At 44.3% G+C, this 18,931-nt stretch carries 10 protein-coding genes, 2 rRNA genes and 1 pseudogene (1 of these 13 running past the window's edge); 2 read left to right on the top strand and 11 right to left on the bottom strand.

The annotated features are described in order from the left end of the window. Nucleotides 1–82: 82 nt before the first annotated feature. The 6 genes and pseudogenes from DP_RS09840 to DP_RS09810 all read right to left on the bottom strand — a co-directional run bounded on the left by DP_RS09840 (nucleotide 83) and on the right by DP_RS09810 (nucleotide 8,169). The gene (locus tag DP_RS09840) at nucleotides 83–646 is read right to left on the bottom strand and encodes a cyclase family protein (protein ID WP_011189164.1); all 564 of its coding nucleotides are present in this window, start codon (nucleotides 644–646) and stop codon (nucleotides 83–85) included. A 133-nt stretch (nucleotides 647–779) separates the two neighbouring features. Then, nucleotides 780–1,346: a DUF6691 family protein gene (locus tag DP_RS09835; RefSeq protein WP_011189163.1), complete on the bottom strand. Its 567-nt coding sequence runs from the start codon at nucleotides 1,344–1,346 to the stop codon at nucleotides 780–782. Between the two features lies 1 nt (nucleotide 1,347). After that, nucleotides 1,348–1,905: pseudogene (locus DP_RS09830) on the bottom strand (YeeE/YedE thiosulfate transporter family protein); the annotation flags it as partial. 1,645 nt (nucleotides 1,906–3,550) lie between these two features. Next, the gene (locus tag DP_RS09820) at nucleotides 3,551–4,258 is read right to left on the bottom strand and encodes an aspartate/glutamate racemase family protein (protein ID WP_041277861.1); all 708 of its coding nucleotides are present in this window, start codon (nucleotides 4,256–4,258) and stop codon (nucleotides 3,551–3,553) included. Between the two features lie 903 nt (nucleotides 4,259–5,161). Beyond that, nucleotides 5,162–7,003, bottom strand: a complete 1,842-nt coding sequence (locus DP_RS09815; RefSeq protein WP_011189160.1) for an ATP-binding protein — start codon at nucleotides 7,001–7,003, stop codon at nucleotides 5,162–5,164. Next, the gene (locus tag DP_RS09810; RefSeq protein WP_011189159.1) at nucleotides 7,003–8,169 is read right to left on the bottom strand and encodes an SIR2 family NAD-dependent protein deacylase; all 1,167 of its coding nucleotides are present in this window, start codon (nucleotides 8,167–8,169) and stop codon (nucleotides 7,003–7,005) included. Before DP_RS09810 ends, DP_RS09815 begins: the two co-directional genes overlap by 1 nt. A gap of 665 nt (nucleotides 8,170–8,834) precedes the next feature. Between DP_RS09810 and DP_RS09805 the strand changes: the two genes are divergently transcribed. Both DP_RS09805 and DP_RS09800 read left to right on the top strand, forming a co-directional pair. After that, entirely contained in the window at nucleotides 8,835–9,641 is an 807-nt protein-coding gene (locus DP_RS09805) for a FadR/GntR family transcriptional regulator (RefSeq protein ID WP_162096649.1), read from the top strand. A 104-nt stretch (nucleotides 9,642–9,745) separates the two neighbouring features. Next, on the top strand, nucleotides 9,746–11,260 hold the full coding sequence (locus DP_RS09800; protein WP_011189156.1) for a CoA-acylating methylmalonate-semialdehyde dehydrogenase: 1,515 nt from the start codon (nucleotides 9,746–9,748) through the stop codon (nucleotides 11,258–11,260). Nucleotides 11,261–11,347: 87 nt separating this feature from the next. On the opposite strand, the gene DP_RS09795 is transcribed toward DP_RS09800, so the two are convergent. The 5 genes from DP_RS09795 to DP_RS09770 all read right to left on the bottom strand — a co-directional run. Continuing rightward, nucleotides 11,348–12,091: a hypothetical protein gene (locus DP_RS09795; RefSeq protein ID WP_011189155.1), complete on the bottom strand. Its 744-nt coding sequence runs from the start codon at nucleotides 12,089–12,091 to the stop codon at nucleotides 11,348–11,350. A gap of 338 nt (nucleotides 12,092–12,429) precedes the next feature. Then, a complete protein-coding gene (locus DP_RS09790) occupies nucleotides 12,430–14,316 on the bottom strand; it encodes a monovalent cation:proton antiporter-2 (CPA2) family protein (RefSeq protein WP_011189154.1) in 1,887 nt (628 codons plus the stop codon). A 1-nt stretch (nucleotide 14,317) separates the two neighbouring features. Then, nucleotides 14,318–14,926, bottom strand: a complete 609-nt coding sequence (locus DP_RS09785) for an NAD(P)H-dependent oxidoreductase (protein WP_011189153.1) — start codon at nucleotides 14,924–14,926, stop codon at nucleotides 14,318–14,320. Between the two features lie 1,816 nt (nucleotides 14,927–16,742). Continuing rightward, nucleotides 16,743–16,859, bottom strand: a 5S ribosomal RNA gene (gene rrf / locus DP_RS09775). A 65-nt stretch (nucleotides 16,860–16,924) separates the two neighbouring features. Next, nucleotides 16,925–18,931, bottom strand: a 23S ribosomal RNA gene (locus DP_RS09770); it runs 909 nt beyond the window's last position.

Below are 18,931 nucleotides of genomic sequence, written 5' to 3'. Positions count from 1 at the left end.
AAAAAACAGAATATTCTTAAGAGAGGGTCTAGGGGAGAACTGTCGACCACCTTCAGCTAGAGTAAATATTGATTTTGTCAGCTTAGAGATATGCTGTACTGGCCCTCAGCTTACATGGTATTGCCGTAGCTGCAAACGCCCTGTTAAATTGTATTTTCAGGCGAGTAAGAGAGAAGACTATGCTAGCAGTTAATAAAACGTTTTCAATAACAAAACATTTCTCTGCCTCACATCTCTTATCAAAGGAGATATGCTCTTCACCGTGAGCACCGATGCCATAGCTATCTATAAGGATAAATGCTGGCGATTTTGTCAGAATGAGATCAAGAACAGCACTTGGCAAAATCGTCTTCTCGGCGCCATATTCCGGTGAACCGTAACCATTTTTTTCCAGGTTGCCGCTGAACAAAACAAGGGCCTTCCCTGATAAGTCCAGACCCTCTATCTCTGCTGGCAAGGGCATTCTCTCAGAACAGTCCAAAACCACGGTCTCTACCTGGTAGTCATTTTTTTCGGGAACATGTTGGTAACAATCAATATGGGTGCCGATGTGACCTAGGGCAGAGACTGAGTCTGACTGTTTTTTAGCCCACCTGTAGGCGGGATGATCCTCATCAATTACAAGACTTAAATCGTGTTCGTACATGGGGCACCATTTTATGGGTTATGGGTGATGCGGCCTGGTCCTATCTCAACTAAAGCACTGACCTTTTGGGCAGAGCTGACCATAGCAAAAAGCATCTCCTATGACAATGAGAGTTACGAGCCATAGAAAGATGCTAAAAATTATCCCCCTGCTTTTCTGGCAGTTTCCAGGCAATCAGTATAAGAATAATGGCAATAGCCCCGGCAACAAGAACGGCTGAAATTGATGGAAAGAATGTTTGTAAGGCGTTATTACCCGTTGCAGCCAAGGTCATTTTGCCACCTAAACTTTTAAATAAAAAAGTGCCTTTTAGTGCCGCGTAAACAAGGGTGAAAAGCTGAGCGCCAACGAGGCCGCCTAAAACAAAAAACAGGGCATCTTTGCGGCCAGTGCCAAGGGCGGCAAGACCCGTTCCTGGACAAAATCCAGAAATGGCCCAACCCAAGCCCATAATGGCACCACCAACAATTACCCCTACATAAGAGGCCTTTACACTTAGATTTCCCATGTCGATAAAGCCAAGATTAAGCAAAGAAAATAAGGCTAAACTACTGAGGCCAATGGCAAGGAGAATGGCCTTCATTAGGTGAAGGTTTTTAAGGCGTAACATATCAATGATAATTTGTGGATCTGCCGCACCTATCTTTTGCAGGACAAAGCCAAAGAACAAGCCTAAGACAATCGCAAGGACAATAGACATATTACTCCTCCCTTCCATAGATAAGAATGGCCATGGGGATGGCCACGGCAAAGGCACCCAGAGCAAAGAGATAGCCACTAAGAGAGGTCTGCATCATACCACTCATCATATGACCACTGGTACAGCCACCTGCAAGACGTGAGCCAAAGAGGACGAAGAGACCTCCCAGAAAGGTTACCAGATATCTTTTAGGCGAAGAACTGCCAAATCTTCGCAGACAAACTGTTGGGACGGTTATTATTTTTGCTTTCTCCTCTCTATGTTGCATTTTCCGGGCAACAAAAGCGCCTACAATCATTGCCAACACAAAAACAAAGCTATAGTTGAGGGGATGGACGATATTTTTTGCATACTTTCCGCCACTCTTATTGAGATAGGCGTTGGGACTTGAGTAGCCGCTTTTGTGTGCACTATTCTCCACCACCACCCTCTCATCAAGCAGGTTCCAGACAATGCCATCAAGAATGACAAACTGAGTGGAGACCCCGATTGGCTTAACCAATTCTTCGGCAAGTAAAAAGGCGAGGGCTAGGGCGATGCCCCTGGTCCGCCAATTCCCCGGCCCTGATAGAGAAGATCTCTCATTGGGCCCCTTTTATTTTATCTTATGGAAAATATGGCCAAAGCCATGACGATAAGAGAGGACCTCTCACACCTCATCACCTTGCATAAAAGAGGAAAAGACCGAAAAGCAGGGCCTCTCAAACAATAACCTCTAAAGATCGTTATACATCAGCGGGAAGGGGTTATACAAATGTAAAGAGAGGGAGACACTCAGCGGGGCAGCTATCCTTCTCTCATCCCCAGATCAGGTATTGTTGAAATAAGCAGAGCGGAAACCAATATAAGCCGACCTCCAACAATTTTAAATATTCTTAAAAAGAGAAGAAATAGGTAGAAGAAGATGGGGAGTGCTACCAACAAAAATGTATCTTCGTTGATCTTCAGCTGAGGATGATGGCGATCATCACAGAGCAATACTTTTAACCTTCTTTGGCGGTAGTTTGGCTATTGTCTCCGGGATTAAATCTTTCACTGCGGATATCGAGGAACCCAGCAGAGACCTAATAAGCCATCTTTCTTCCTCTTATCCCCGTATCTAAAGCGTAACACGGAACATAAGACCAATCCTTACAGGGCCATAAGAGCATCTGTTTCACTGAACTGTGGAAAATTTGATGAGAGAAAGGACAGCTGTCAGCAACAGGAGAAAGCAGAAGCTCACTTGGTAAAATCAAGGAAAAGCTGATTCAGCCACCTCTACTCTGACCCGGGGAGGTATTGCTACTTCTCCATGGTCCTTGTGGAACTCCTTATGAACATCCTGCAGATCAGCTATCTACAATAGGTCTTCTGAGACCCTAGCACCCCCCACCTTAACGAGTGGAAGTGGGGGGTAACGGTAAACCAATAAAGCGCACCGAACTCCGTAGCAAAACTGCCGAATATAAGGTATCACCTTGATTGCTTTGTTATACATCAACAATAACAATTTAACCTAGTGAGCAGGATGCTTTCAGCTCGCTAACGGCAAATGAGCTACCACTATTCAAGCATAAAAATCACCACGGTAACCTTAGAATTGGTTAAAGAAACAAAGAGCCAATTAACCGATAAAATATCCGCTATTTTAAATAGCATACCCATCAATGAGATAAAACATGCATAACGGTTGAATTGAGATGCGGCGGTATACCGTCACCCTCGAATGATTGGTTATAAATTTTATAGTGCTTTCATTCTTCTTCTTGGCTCTTCTCCAGAATTTGTGGCAAAGACAGGTTCTGGTAGCTCTCATCGGTTGATAATATCAAATTAGTTTTTATTGGCTTTCTTTTCTTTTTTCTCTTTGCGCTTTTCTTTCAATGTTTTTTCGGACACTTTTTTTACGCTCTTTTTGGAATCTTGACCTTTAGCCATGGGTTACTCCTTGTTGAGATTTATTTTATAACAAATTATTATCCAGAAAATGGGCGTCATTCAATAAAAAGTGCTCTCCGAATGCCTGCCACATGCTCCAGATTACCTACAATCTTACCGACCAGTTTTTACTCACTGTAATATAGTGCGAAAAGCCTGTAAGACAAGAACAGATTGCCAAAGGGTAGGAAATCGATCCATTCGCCCAGTTTCGGCACCATCCTCCACTTGATGAGGAGAGCAGAGGGCCCCAATTGCAAACGGGGGTCGACTGAATGTAATTATTATACCACCATCTCAGCAGATATTGCCAATTGAACAGCCTGAGCAGCATGAATTTCGGTCGTATCATACAGTGGTACGGGGGTGTGTACCTGTTGGATAAGCAGGGCTATTTCAGTACAGCCTAAGATTACGGCCTCAGCACCCTGTTCATGCAATCCACTTACGATACTTATATACTGCTCTCTCGACTGAGGATTGATAATGCCTCGACACAGCTCATCATAAATTATGTTGTGAACAATAGTCCGGTCATCGGTGTCAGGAACAACCACCTCAATACCAAATTTATCGACGAGACGACTCTTATAGAAATCCTCTTCCATGGTAAAGCGGGTACCAAGCAAGCCCACCTTTTTAATGCCATCGGCTAGCAATTTATTGGCAGTAGCATCGGCAATGTGGAGAAGGGGAATGGAAATTTCCGCCTCAATTTCTGGAGCCACCTTATGCATGGTATTGGTACAGATCAGTAAAAAATCGGCACCGCCGGCCTCAACCAATTGAGCTGCATTGGCTAGGATCACTGCCGTTTCCTGCCAGTTACCCTCATGCTGGAGCTTTTCAATTTCGTCGAAATTTACGCTGTACAGACAGATTTTTGCGGAGTGCAAACCGCCAAGCTCAGCCTTAACGCCCTCATTAATTGCCTTATAATAGCTGGCGGTGGATTCCCAGCTCATCCCACCTAACATTCCAATTGTTTTCATATTATTGTTCTCCATAAATTTAAAAGTAATATAAGGTTAATCATTGACCTTCCCAGGTGTCAGCCTTCCAACTCCTCTTATTACCATATCTAAGACTTAATGTGGAATACAAGGTCCATCCTTACAGGGCCATAATATCATCTATTCCACTGAAGAGACAAGGGAAAGATACGAGATGCTAGATGCTAGAAAAAACAGGGCCTACAGCTGAGAGAGAGGGTAGCTTTAAGCTGTCAGTTATCAGCTATCAGAAACAACAGGAAGCAGTGGAGTGTTAGCACCGTACTTTGCGGTAAATTGAGAGCATGACGAGTGCTTGGCCCAGTGCAATGATTTATTAAATATTTTTCAAACCGAATATCTCGAGATAACCATCAATGTTTTTCTAACCTATTTTGGCCTTGTTGCACAAATTGGCCTGAATACAACAGAGCGCTAAAGCAACGGCGTTGACGTTTTGGGTGGACAAGAAAGCGATTGAAAGTTGGTACATCAGGACAGCGTGATCGTAGCCACAAGCACACTGATGATGCATGATTTGTTTGATGGAACCATTTACGGTCTTTTTCTCAGAGCTGCTGAAGGTTTTCTAAATTCAATTTTTGACCTGATGTCATCGATCCCTGGGCTCTTGATACACCTGTTAGCAGGCGTGCCCAAACAGTTAAGGTGAATTGAAAGGAACAGGATATCATCAACGGTCAAGCAGGTAAGTCCGTTGTGATTAAAGCTTTGAACAAGATTAGCGCTTTAGAAATGCCTGTTCGAGAGGCTGTTTGCTAAGATGGAATGGAGTAGAGGGAAGATGATTTTCTTCCCTCATGATTTATGCAACAAGGCCACCTATTTCAGTAAATAAGTTAGCGAAAGATTGTTTTACGTATTAATATTTGGTGGCAGTCATTAACTATCTGCTTGCGCTTGATGATCTTCTGTATTGCTCCAACGATTTACAATGGCCTTCAGATCGGCATCATTGATCGCATCATTAGACCAGCCTTGGGCAAATTTTATATCGTTAGAATCAGGTAATTGCTCTGGCGATAATTTTCGAATCCGAATTCTACTGGGAAGTGCCGCTGCCTCACCTACAAAAATCGCTTCACGCCTTGTAAGAGCGGATAGCATTTTGGTTAAACCATTTAAACTATCTGGTAAGAACTTTGATACATGCTCTTGGTCACTAGAATTAGACAATCTAAGAACAATCCAAGAGTTACACTGTGAAAGAACGGTGCTTTCTACATCAGAAGGCCTTTGAGATATTAGCCCTAAACCCAATCCATATTTACGACCTTCCTTGGCAATACGTCGAATTGCATCTTGAGCCTCCTTATATTGAGCCTCACCATGATTAGGCACATAACGATGGGCTTCTTCGCATACAAACAACATAGGATCTTTTTCTCTCTCTTCTCTTGTTTGCCAAAGCTTATATTGAAACAAAAGGCGTGAGATCAATGCTGTTAAAGGACCGGCAACTTCATTTGGAAGACCAGAAATGTCAATTATACGTATGTCTTTTCCGCCTGCTTCACCTACGAACTGTGCTAATATTTCCTGTAATTTAGGGGAAGCATTCTCATCATATTCCTCCAACAAGAAATTTAGTTGAGGATTCGAACGAAGGACTTTAAGTTTCTTAAGTATGTTTTCAACTTTGTCGCGACCTGAAGATGCAGCCAAGTTATCCTGTTTCCCAGCCTTACGTCCTTGTACCTTATCTATGTGTTTTACGAACTGAGCTAATTTAAATGGAACTGGCTTATCTCTATCAAAATTTAAAACTTGTTCTTCAGTGATACCAATAACCCGACCAGCTTCATATCCACCATTTGGTTCAGCGCCCACATCTTGAATTAGACTAGCTTCCAATAATCTAGAATAAGCAATTGCTTCATAGACAATATTATTCTGAGATGTGGCTTCGTGCTCAGTTTTCCCGATGATTAAAGATCTCAATTCATCACTGGACATAAGCCAATAGGGTAATTTCAATATCTCTGCATCATTATTTGCAATAGATGAATCATTATATGCTCGATATACTTTTGCTCTTCCACCAAAAGCACTAGCATATTCGCCATGAGGATCAATCATAACAATTCTAGGTTTTAGCACGATATCATTAGGCCTGTGGTCTAAAACAGAATGTAAAATAGATGCAACAGTAGCTGATTTACCAGATCCTGTAGAACCCAAAATTGCAAAATGATGTCCAAACAATTTATCTATATTTGCTCTGCAAACAGCATTATTACCCCCGATATATTTTCCAATTGGAACCATTGGGCTAATGGCTTCATCTTGAGCGTTTGACTCTGCAGCTTTATAAACTGCTTCCAACTCATCGTTAAGACAAGTATAAGCACATTGTAAAGGTAAAGGGTAGGTTTCTACACCACGGGAGAATTCTAGACGTAAATTACTAGCAGACCACGTTCCTTGGCCAAACAAATCTGCTTCTAAAATACGGGCATCATCTGCGGCATTAATTGGCTGATTATTGTCATCAGCAATCAATTCTGATCTCATCTTAAGCGATCGAACAAAAGCAAACAATAGTTTCCTACCAAAATGAACTTTAATAATACTGCCCATTTGACCTACAGGATAAACCTGACCATCAACTATACGTATTAACTCGTTAAGACTATCATCAATTTCTATACGTAAATTATTGCCAGACACCTCGATGATTTTTCCAATCTTTAATTCCTGTCTCACCTGAAAAATATCACTCATTATACTTCCCCTGTCTTAATAAACTGAGTCAGAACATCAAAACGCCACCAATTATATTTGGATGTATCAGTTTCAGCTGACGGCGTTGTCGAAGCATGATAAATACCGGATTCACCAGCTACATAAACCTTTTTACCTATTTTAGGACAGTTCAACCAACCATCTAATGTCTTATTGATTACGATGCCATCCTTAGGTGCCTCTTGAATAAAAGCGATAACAGTCGTCTGGTTCCCTTCACTTTTCAATGCGCTTTCTATTTCGGCATTGATGTGGTCATCGCCGAAACTGTAACCACAAGTAAGTAGTGTATTTTGCTGCTTGTTCATCAGGGTCTTTCTTAATCCCATGAATAGATTGGCAAAGGGGTCTTTTTGAGTTTCTACATACTTTGTCGCTTGAGGATAAATCATAATATTTGCAAGATTTGACAAATACTTTGTCCCATACCGTGCACGTACTAGACCGAAACTCTCATCTCGATGCCAATCTATTGATCCATGCAATTTATATAATTGGTAGGTGTTAGAATCTATTGAGATATCAGAAAACTCTTTTTCCGCATTCCAAAAACCTACCGCTCCACCTGAAAAACCATCACATACAGCCTTTTTATGTAGAGCTAAAGCATCTTCGAGCAATGTATCATAATTAGTGGTAAAGAATGTTGTTTTTGAACGGCGCTCAAGGTTAGACTGGCTCAGCAATAGTGCTTCAACAAATTCATAATGTGGTTTTATTTCGACAATAGGTCCTTCAGCTGTACCAATTTCTTCCTCTAGACCACGCTCAGCATTTGCGGCAACATACCCATATCTGACGATTCCACCAATGGCTTTGATAATTTCTAAATACAGTTTATTGAGATGTTCTACCGAATAGCAATTTCCACCAATATGTGCAATCTTATCCTTGGAGCGTTCGGCAATAGCCAGCAGGTCTCCCAAATGACTCAGATAATGCTCTACATGGCAGTCATCGTTGAGATCTGCTTTTAATGATGCCAATATTGCTTTTTCCTCGTCACCTGCGATATCTTCAACAATTTTCTCAACACGATCTGTTAGAGGATACATTAAGGGTATTTTCGAACCGTAACTTATACCTGCCCCAAAAAGCCAATTTTGCCTACTTTGCGAGCTCAAAAGTTGTTTTAAGTTTTCCATAAATTTCCTCTCAAAAATCTAACAGTGGTGATTGGTGTTTTCACTGAAATATCAACTACTTCTATTCATCAAGGTATACAGCAGCTAACCACATAAAACAATGGCCAATATCAAATTATGCCTAACGTATATTCCCTCAACAACTTGTCACTGTTGGAATTTCCCTTAAAAAATGATGGGGTCGCTACAGGTGCTTTTCTGACAGCTTATTTTTCTCAATCCTCTGTGCGCTCTGTGCTCTCCGTGATCTCTGTGGTAAATGTCTTTCCCCGGCCCTTTCTAGTATCTCGCATCTCGTATCTTCCCCCCACCATTCCGCTCCGCTTCACTGCTGTTTTTTCTCCGTGTCCTCTGTAGCCGTGGTAAATATCTTTTCCTTGCTCTTTCTAGTATCTCACCATCTCGTATCTAGCATCTGTTTTTTCTCGCATCTTTTTTTACTTTCCTTTCTCCGTGTCCTCTGTGTCCTCTGTGGTAAATGCAGTTTCTGACAACTGATAGCTAAAAACTGACAGCTGCTTTTCTCTCTGCCTGGGCCAATCCCAAAACCATAATATTAATATATTATGATAAATTATTGACAGTGGCTGATATGCCTGCTAGGCTTATTATACTATCTACCTATAAGGTGGTGTAAAAAGAACAGATTTATAAGGATGGTGATAATGATGAGTTCAGGGATTGATGGCCTTTCTTCAGTAAAAAGTGAAAAATCAACGGATAAAATCATCCGGCAAATTCGCAGGGGTATCTTAAAGGGTGATCTTCAACCGGGAACTTTTCTTGGCTCTGAAAAAGATCTTTCCGAGCTTTTTGAAGTAAGCAAACAAACCCTGCGGGAAACCATTAATGCTCTGGAATATATGGGTCTGGTCACAAGGAAGAAGGGGCCAGGAGGCGGTGTTTATATTTGTCGGGTTTCTGAAAAGATGGCCCATGACCTCCTCTTTAACTTCTTTTGCTTCCAGCAACTCTCGCCGGAACATCTCTCTGAAATGCGTATTGCCCTGGAACCTCTTGCGGCAAGGGCCGCAGCAGAGAATATAACAGCAGAACTTCTTGCCCGCCTTAAAGGGCTTAATATGGCCAGTGAAAAGGCCTTTAAGAAAGGTGATTTTAATGAGGTAGATGATTACGCGGTTCTCTTTCATAAAGAGATAGGCAAGGCATCCGGTAACCCCCTCATCGCCTTTACTCTCAGCTTTGTGGAAGATCTGCTCTCTCAAATTAAGGCCATTATAAATGTTGATCGCGAATTTGCCGGCAATGTCATTATGGCCCATAAAAAAATTTATAGGGCCATGAAGGCAGGTGATCCTGCTGGAGCGGCTATAGCAATGCTTGAAGATGTTGAAGATGTTGGGGCAGGCCTTCTGCGCTTGAGCAGAAAGGCAGCTCTTGTACCCATCAATGATAATGGGGAAGATCCTTCCGTCTTCTCTTATTTGGCTTCAGCACTGCAAAAGGAGTAAGAGGCCAACCTGTCTGATCCTGACAGAACAATAAGGCTATTATGAATGTTTCTCGGAAAATTTATTCGAAAACTTTTAAATCATACCTATAGGAGAGAGAGACCATGGCAGAAAAATTACAGTACTGGGTGGATAATCAGTGGCGCAGATCTAAAACAACTTCCTATGCCGATCTTTATAATCCTTCAACAGGTGAGGTGACGGCCCAGGTTGCTCATTGTACGGCAGAAGAGGTGGAAGAGGCCATTGCTTCAGCGGCTGCCGCCTATCCTGGATGGGCTGCAACACCTGTGGGAAAGAGGGTGCAGATTTTCTTTCGGATGAAGATGCTGGTTGATCAACACCTCGAAGAGCTTACCGATATCTTGTGTCGGGAGCAGGGCAAAAACAGAGCAGAGAGTATGGGCGATGTCCTGAAGGTAAATGAGGTAATAGAATTTGCCTGTGGTGCGCCTCATCTTATGAAGGGGCCTTCTCTTTTTAATGTGAGTAATGGTTATGATACTGTTCAACAGATGCGTCCTCTGGGTGTCTTTGCAGGTATTGTTCCGTGGAATTTCCCTGCCATGATTCCCCATGGTTGGATGGCACCTATCTGTATGGTCACAGGCAACACCATGGTTTTAAAGGCCGCAAGTTATGTGCCCCGTACCGCTATGCGGCTTATGGAACTTTGGCAGGAGGCAGGGCTTCCACCTGGGGTGCTCAATCTGGTTACAGCCAACCGAACCGAGGCTGAAATTTTACTACGTCATCCAGAGATTAAGGGCGTCTCTTTTGTGGGTTCGACAACTGTGGGCCGGCATATCTATGAAACAGCGACTGCTAACGGTAAACGCGTTCAGGCCCTCTGTGCCGCCAAAAACCATGCTCTTGTTCTTGAGGATTGTAACCTTGAGCGTACTGCCCAGGGAATCATCAATGCCTTCTGCGGCTGCGCAGGTGCCCGTTGTATGGCTCTTCCTGTCATCGTTGTTCAAGAAAGCATTGCCGATAAGCTGGTTGAGCGTATTACCTACCACGCCAAAAAACTGACCATGGGTAAGGCATGGCTTCCTGAAACAGGGATGGGCCCAATAGTCAATGCAGGTCATAAAAAAAGTATTCTTGACTGGATTGCAAGGGGAATTACAGAGGGTGCTGATCTTGTCCTTGATGGTCGCAGACCTGTAGTGGCTGCAGGATGCGAAAATGGCTATTTTATAGGGCCTACCATCTTTGACAATGTGACCCCTGAAATGAGTATTGGCAGCGAAGAAATTTTTGGCCCCGTTCTTTCAGTAAAACGGGTAAAAGATTTTGCTGAGGGCATTGCCCTTATGAATGCCAATCCATATGCCAATGGTTCGGTAATTTATACCGAGAGTGGCTTTCATGCCAGAAACTTTGTGGCCCAGACCGATGGCGGTATGGTGGGAATCAATGTGGGTATTCCTGTGCCTGTGGGTATTTTTGGCTTCACCGGTCAGAAGAAATCATTCTATGGTGATCTTCACACCATGGGCCAGGATGGTTTCCGCTTTTATACAGAACAGAAAACGGTGACAAGTACCTGGTTCTCCAAGGCCAAGACAACGGCCAAGGTAGATACCTGGGACGGTACTATGAACATGGGATAGGAATGTGGTATAGACCCTGCCTGAGGTAAGAAACCCTCCCTGGTGGTTCAGGCAGGGAGAGAAGGCGGAATTGTTAGAGGAAGAAGATCAGGAAATAGCCAGTGCATCCTGAATGGTTTGCAGGTCAGCTGCCTGAAGTGTTGAGAATTCCCAGATAAAAAGTCCTCCAATACCCTTACTCGTTACCTGATCAAGAAAATAGGCAAGGTTCTCGGAATTTAGGCCAGCAGGAGTCAAGGCGAGAATCACCTTTTTCGGGTCTCCGGCATGGGCAATGGTTCGGTCAATTGCAGGACCGACGTTTGCCGTAATATCACTCAAAGGCCACATAGCATCGCCATAACACATGAGGCAGAAACGATCACAGGCACCTGAATCCGCTATTGCCTTAACCTCCCTATTTATCGTTGCCCCCGGCTCAGACTCAGGATGGTTGTAGTCCCAACCGGCAATAAAGGTGTAACTGGTCTCTCTGTCGCTCTTTTTCAAACTGGACATCATATTAATTACATTATCGATGTTCATTTCGCTTTCGTTATCAACATCAACTCCCGCCCAATCCTGAGATGTTGTGGCAGAAATAATCGCCTCAATATCAGTTTGATTAAAGGGAGTTCCCGTCGGCGTGCCGCCCAGCCCACCATATGCCCAAAGCACTTTGCCAGACACCTTGGGAGCAGGCGTCGCAGCAACACTCCAGCCAGGGTAATCCGGCGTGCCTGACGTCAAGGCAATAAAGTTGGTGATCATTCCATATATACTATAAGAAAAGGTTACCGGTGGTTCTACTGTCAAATTTTGAGTCCATCCTCCGATGACATATTCGCTCATGCTTAAGTCTCTCCATAAGAAAAATTTGATTTAGAAAAAGGGATGCTACCCTCACTTCACTTCTCAAGAAGTTGCCTAATAAATTATTCTCCAGAAACTGAATATAATTTATATCATTAAGCATACGGGATAAAATTCAGAAAACAAGGCTACTGCAAAAAATGGTCAGAAGGAGAAAAGACAGCTCTAGCAGTGAAGCCTTAGCGAAATGGCAAGTTCTACTACAGTTAATATATAGCTGTCCTTGCTCTTTCTCGTAGCCGTCATTCCCTCACTCTTTCTCTGTGTTCTCCGTATCTCTGTGGTAAATGTAGTTGCTGTTCCTGACAGCTAATAGCCTATAGCTGTTTTTTCTGCTCTGCGGAAGGAATATACTCTTGCGGATTTCCGCTAGTCCAGGCCTTGTCGAATCCCTCCATGTCGTTGTCCAGATCAAGTGTCATTAACTCTTCAAGATCTTCATTCTGTTTCTGATACATAGATATATATTGGTTCTGATCTTCACGATGTGTTTTATATAATTCAGGCATTGTCACCTCATCATTCTTCTTAAAAATACGCATTAGTTTATGTGTATCATAGGGGTCAAAGCCAAGCATTTCCAAGGAATCTTGACCAAGAGCCAGAGCACTGCCAAATGTTTCCCTTCTTATTTGAGTAATTCCGAGATCCATGAGTTCGTAAGCTGAGGACCGATCTGAAGCATTGACTGCTATTTTAAGATGTGGGTAGTGTTTTGCTACCAACTCGATCAAATTTCTAGATTTGTTTATATCACCTATGGTGATTATCAAGAGTTCCGCTTCAGCGGCTCCCGCTGCTTCAAGCAGATCCAAACGGGTAATGTCTCCATAATACACCTCAAAACCAAACTTTCTAAGAACATCCACATTAGCCGCATCATGATCAAGAATGACAGGTTTAACACCAGCAGAAATAAGAAAACGACCAAGATCAGTGCCAAGACGACCAAAACCGGCCAGAATAACCTTCTGACCACTATGGTCAATCGTATCTGTGTCACGCTGGGCCTCTTCTCTCTGATTACTTGACACAAATTTATCGTGGGCGAGAAGAAGCAAGGGGGCAAGAAACATTGAAATTGCAACGGCAGAAATAAGGGGATCTATGGTCTGAGTGGGCAATACACCGTTGATTTTGGTAAATTGAAATAGAACAAAGGCAAATTCACCGCCCTGGGCTAAGGCAATACCAAAGAATGAACGTTCCTTTTTGGCCATTTTGAAGATGAAACCGGTGCCAACAAGCACAAACCATTTCAAACTGATCAGTCCGATTGTAAGCAGGGCGATCAAAAGAATATTTTCCCCGATCAGGGTGAAATTAAGACTGGAACCTATTGATATAAAAAATATTCCAAGCAATAGTCCTTTAAATGGCTCTAAATCACTTTCAAGTTCATGTCGGTATTCGCTGTCTGCCAGGACAACACCGGCGAGGAAGGTTCCAAGGGCTGGAGAGAGGCCAACTACTGTCATAAGTAAGGAGATGCCAACAACAAGGGCGAGAGCGGCGGCAACAAAAACTTCTCGAACTCGCGTAGCTGCAATGGTCCTGAATATTGGCCTGCTGGCAAATTTACCAAGAAAGAAAATAGATAGAATTGCAAGTAGCGTAGCCGAAATTTGCAGATATCCCGGCAGTAAATTAATGTTAAAAAGCGCTGAAGCATGGTGCTTATTATCATGGATGGTGACTGTTGCCAGAAGCGGTAGAGCGGCAAGCATAGGGATGACTGCCAGGTCCTGAAATAAAAGTACCGAAAAGATAGATTTTCCAGGAGAGGTATTCATCAGCCCCTTCTCCCGTAATGTTTGCAAAACTATAGCTGTAGAGGAGAGGGAAAGAATAAGACCGATAGCTACTGCCTGCTGCCATGGCAGAAAAAATAGCGCTACGCCACCGATGGCAAGACTTGACAGTACAACCTGTGCACCTCCCATTCCTAATATAGGAATACGCATCTGCCAGAGTAGTGAGGGTTTAAGTTCAAGGCCGACCAGAAAAAGCATCATGACTACACCGAACTCAGTAAAATGCATCACCTCTTCAATGTCACCTATAAGAGAGAGGCCGAAAGGACCGATGATGATGCCCGCTATAAGATATCCAAGTACTGAGCCTAAGCCGAGTTTCTTTGCGATAGGAACGGCAATAGAAGCTGCAGCTAGGAAAATAAAGAGCTGAAGTAGGAAATGTTCCAATTTATTGCCTCCTGGTTATCGAGTTGAGGTCGCTGTTGATATATTGACCTTGCCTGGCTTGCACAATGTCCAGGGTGCCGTCTCGTAAAGCTATAACAGTACGACGGTATTCTTCTGCATAAGCCTGAATTTTTTCATCAGGCGTCCCTCTATGAATACCAAGCACAACAAATGGAGGAAGCCACTCCATTTTGCAGAGCTTTGCCATAGCAAGATAAGGTGAGATAAGTTCTCGAATGGTGAATTGGTTATAAGCACCCTTTTGATAGGTGTTGTTGTCACCGCCTGCTGTAATAGCCTGCAGGAATATCTTCCCCTTGAGTGCTTTTCCCTGTGAGCCATAGGCCCAGCCATTCTCTAACACCACGTCAAGCCATTCCTTCATAATTGCCGGAGTTGAATACCAATAAAATGGATGCTGAAAAATAAGAATATCGTGCTCTTCACAGAGTCGCTGTTCCCTCTTTACATCGATTAAAAAATCAGGATAAGTTGCATAAAGATCATTAAAGGTAACACCTTCAAGATCCTCAACAGCAGCACGAAGAGCGCTGTTGATTTTTGAACGTGCTCTAGCCGGGTGGGCAAAATTAATAAGGACTTTTTTCATGGGTAAACTATCTCGATAGGGTTATTATTATAACGATTATAAAATTGCTATTATTTCTGTTGGATGAAGTCGTTGAATATAATCATGATATACTTCGATATTTCTGATAATGCCCTGTTTATCGATTATGAAAGGTCTGAGCATAGGAAATTACCAAGTGTCGCGACCCTTAAAGCGATCCAGATCTATCCCGACACTACTCTAGATATTTTTGAGTTCTTCGGATAAGGAAACCATACACCAAAAAAATGTTCATCTCCTGTTGGTAGGATATCGGACAAAAGAAGAAATGTCAGGGGCATGAGCGCGTCAAAAGCACAAGAGGGCATGTGGTAAAGGGCAGGCTGTGATGGGCACGCTCCGCTTCGCCGTTTCACTGCCGCCATTCCGCTACGCTTCACTGCCGCCATTCCGCTACGCTTCACTGCTGCCCATCCTACGATAGCTCAAATTATTTTATTTTTAGGAAATCGAGAATGTGCTAGAGCTGGCAGGTGCTTAGAACGCCTCTCCACCTTGACGAGGGGGAGAATGAGAGGGGGTGCGCTTATTTAGGGGAGGTTGGGTGGAGGTGTGCTTGTTTGGGAAAGGACATCGCCGCTCTTTGGCATCCCTACCACCGCGGCATACAATCTATAAAAAGAGTAGCACTGTACAGATAATTAAATTAGCGGGTAGGGAAAATTAAGATCACAGCTCTCTGCCATCCATGGCATCGCTTGCGTCCCCTCATCCCTGAGGGCAAAAAAAAACCAAGCTGAAATTAATCAACTTGGGGCTTTGGATATAATTCGGCGGCGACCTACTCTTCGCCCCCCCCATGCAGTACCATCGGCGTAAAAAGGTAAGCGACCAACGGGAGACTCCGTCAAAGCGACCAAAGGGAGACTTCGTCAAAGCAAGTGCAACGAGACTCCGTCAAAGCGACCAAAGGTAGACTCCAGGTAAGCGTAGACTCCGGGTAAGCGTAGACTCCGGGTAAGCGTAAACTCCTGTTTCGCATCGTGTTCGGAACGAGACAATTTCAAAACCCGATTGGCAACAAAAACCGTCTCGATTTTGTTCGGGGTATTGAAACGTCAAAGGAAAATATTTTGTGAAGGGCAAGCTGTGATGGGCAACGCTCCCGCTTCGCCATTTCGCTCCGCTTCACTGCCACCATTCCGATCCGCGTCACTGTTGCCCATCCTACGGCAACTCCAAATGGTTCTTTTCGTTAGGCTTTTATGCACTTTCTCGTATCTAGCATCTCGCTATCTCGTATCTTTTACCTGCTGTTGGCGAGGGAGAGGTTAGGCTGTGCTTTTCTAAGAAAATGCTGCTTGCCACACAGCCCATAAAACCTGTGAACCTGTTTGCAAAATAAATTAAGAGCTGTAGGGAGACCTGGCTGACGAGTGGAAGGTCAGTAGCTCTGCTTTTTCTGGCATCCGCCGTTTCACTGCTAGCCATCTAACATCTCGTACCCGCCATTCCGCTCCGCTTCACTGCTGTTCTTTCTCCGTGTCCTCGGTAGCAATGGTAAATGCTTTTCTGCTGTTGGGAAAGGAAGAAGAAAAGGGAAAGTTTGGTAGGTTTGCGGGAGGTGCTTTTGGGGAAAGTCTTGGTGGGGAAAAGGGTGTCGCCGCTCTTTGGCATCCCTGCCACCGCGGCATACAATCTATAAAAATAGGAGTACTGTACAGATAATTAAATTAGCGGGTAGGGAAAATTAAGATCACAGCTCTCTGCCATCCATGGCATCGCTTGCGTACCCTCATCCCTGAGGGCAAAAAAAAGCCCAAACTAAATTAATAGCTTGGGCTTTATATATAAAATTCGGCGGCGACCTACTCTCCCACACAGTCTCCCATGCAGTACCATCGGCGCTGAAGAGCTTAACTTCCGTGTTCGGAATGGGAACGGGTGGAGCCTCTTCGCTATGGCCACCGAAAAAATTCGGCGTTCTTAATTAAATATAGAGTATTCAGTTAGTTTCTTAATAGCATAATCAAGGATATGGATAAGCCGCACGGCTTATTAGTATCGGTTAGCTCCAAGTGTTACCACTCTTCCACACCCGACCTATCAACGTTGTGGTCTACAACGAGCCTTCAGATGATTTTAAATCATGGGAAATCTAATCTTGGAGTAGGCTTCCCGCTTAGATGCTTTCAGCGGTTATCCCTTCCGAACTTAGCTACCCAGCGATGCTCCTGGCGGAACAACTGGTACACCATAGGTTCGTCCACCCCGGTCCTCTCGTACTAGGGGAAGATCTCCTCAAATTTCCTGCGCCCGCAACAGATAAGGACCAAACTGTCTCACGACGTTTTAAACCCAGCTCGCGTACCACTTTAATTGGCGAACAGCCAAACCCTTGGGACCTGCTTCAGCCCCAGGATGTGATGAGCCGACATCGAGGTGCCAAACCTCCCCGTCGATATGGACTCTTGGGGGAGATAAGCCTGTTATCCCCGGAGTACCTTTTATCCGTTGAGCGACGACCCTTCCATGCGGAATCGCCGGATCACTAAGACCTACTTTCGTACCTGCTCGACATGTCTGTCTCGCAGTCAAGCTCCCTTATGCCTTTACACTCTACGGCTGGTTTCCAATCAGCCTGAGGGAACCATCGCGCGCCTCCGTTACTCTTTAGGAGGCGACCGCCCCAGTCAAACTACCCACCAGACAATGTCCCGGATCCGGGTAACGGATCGCGGTTAGATTTCAAAGATAACAAGGGTGGTATTTCAAGGTTAGCTCCACACACACTAGCGTGCATGCTTCAAAGCCTCCCACCTATCCTACACATGTTACCTCTAAAACCAATGCCAAGCTATAGTAAAGGTTCACGGGGTCTTTCTGTCTTGTTGCGGGTAACCGGCATCTTCACCGGTACTACAGTTTCGCTGAGTCTCTGGTTGAGACAGTGGGGAAATCGTTACGCCATTCGTGCAGGTCGGAACTTACCCGACAAGGAATTTCGCTACCTTAGGACCGTTATAGTTACGGCCGCCGTTTACCGGGGCTTCGGTTCATTGCTTCGCTTACGCTAACAAGTCCCCTTAACCTTCCGGCACCGGGCAGGCGTCAGACCCTATACTTCGTCTTTCAACTTCGCAGAGTCCTGTGTTTTTAGTAAACAGTCGCTCCCCCCATTTCACTGCAACCAGACTAGGCTTCGTTAGTAAATAACTATACCTTGCTGGCACACCTTCTCCCGAAGTTACGGTGCTATTTTGCCGAGTTCCTTAACCAGAGTTCTCTCAAGCGCCTTGGTATTCTCTACCTGCCTACCTGTGTCGGTTTACGGTACGGTCAATATCATAACTAGATACGAGGCTTTTCCTGGAAGCATGGAACCAACCACTTTATTGCCCAAAGGGCATCGTCATCACACCTCAGCGTTAACAAGGACCCGGATTTGCCAAAGTCCTCCGCCTACATGCTTAAACCGGGACAACCAGCGCCCGGATGGTCTTACCTTCTCCGTCCCCCCTTACCATAACATTATGATACTGGTATAGGAATATTAACCTATTTCCCATCGACTACGCCTCTCGGCCTCGCCTTAGGGACCGACTAACCCTGAGCAGATTAACTTGACTACAGGAAACCTTAGGCTTTCGGCGTGAGGGTTTCTCGCCCTCATTTTCGCTACTCGTGTCAACATAAGCTCTTGTGGAACCTCCAGCACTCCTTCCGGTGTACCTTCTCAGGCGGCCACAATGTTCTCCTACCATTGAATTATATTCAATCCGTAGCTTCGGTACTACGCTTAGCCCCGTTAAATTTTCGGCGCGGTATCATTAGACCAGTGAGCTATTACGCTTTCTTTAAAGGGTTGCTGCTTCTAAGCCAACCTCCTGGTTGTATGTACAATTCCACATCCTTTCCCACTTAGCGTAGTTTAGGGACCTTAGCTGACGGTCTGGGCTCTTTCCCTCTCGACCACGGAACTTATCTCCCGTAGTCTGACTCCCACATTTGAACTTAACGGCATTCGGAGTTTGATAAGAGTTG

Origin of the sequence: Desulfotalea psychrophila LSv54 (genome assembly GCF_000025945.1) — a bacterium.
Classification (GTDB): Bacteria; Desulfobacterota; Desulfobulbia; order Desulfobulbales; family Desulfocapsaceae; genus Desulfotalea; species Desulfotalea psychrophila.
This window is presented reverse-complemented; position numbering and strand designations above follow the sequence as displayed.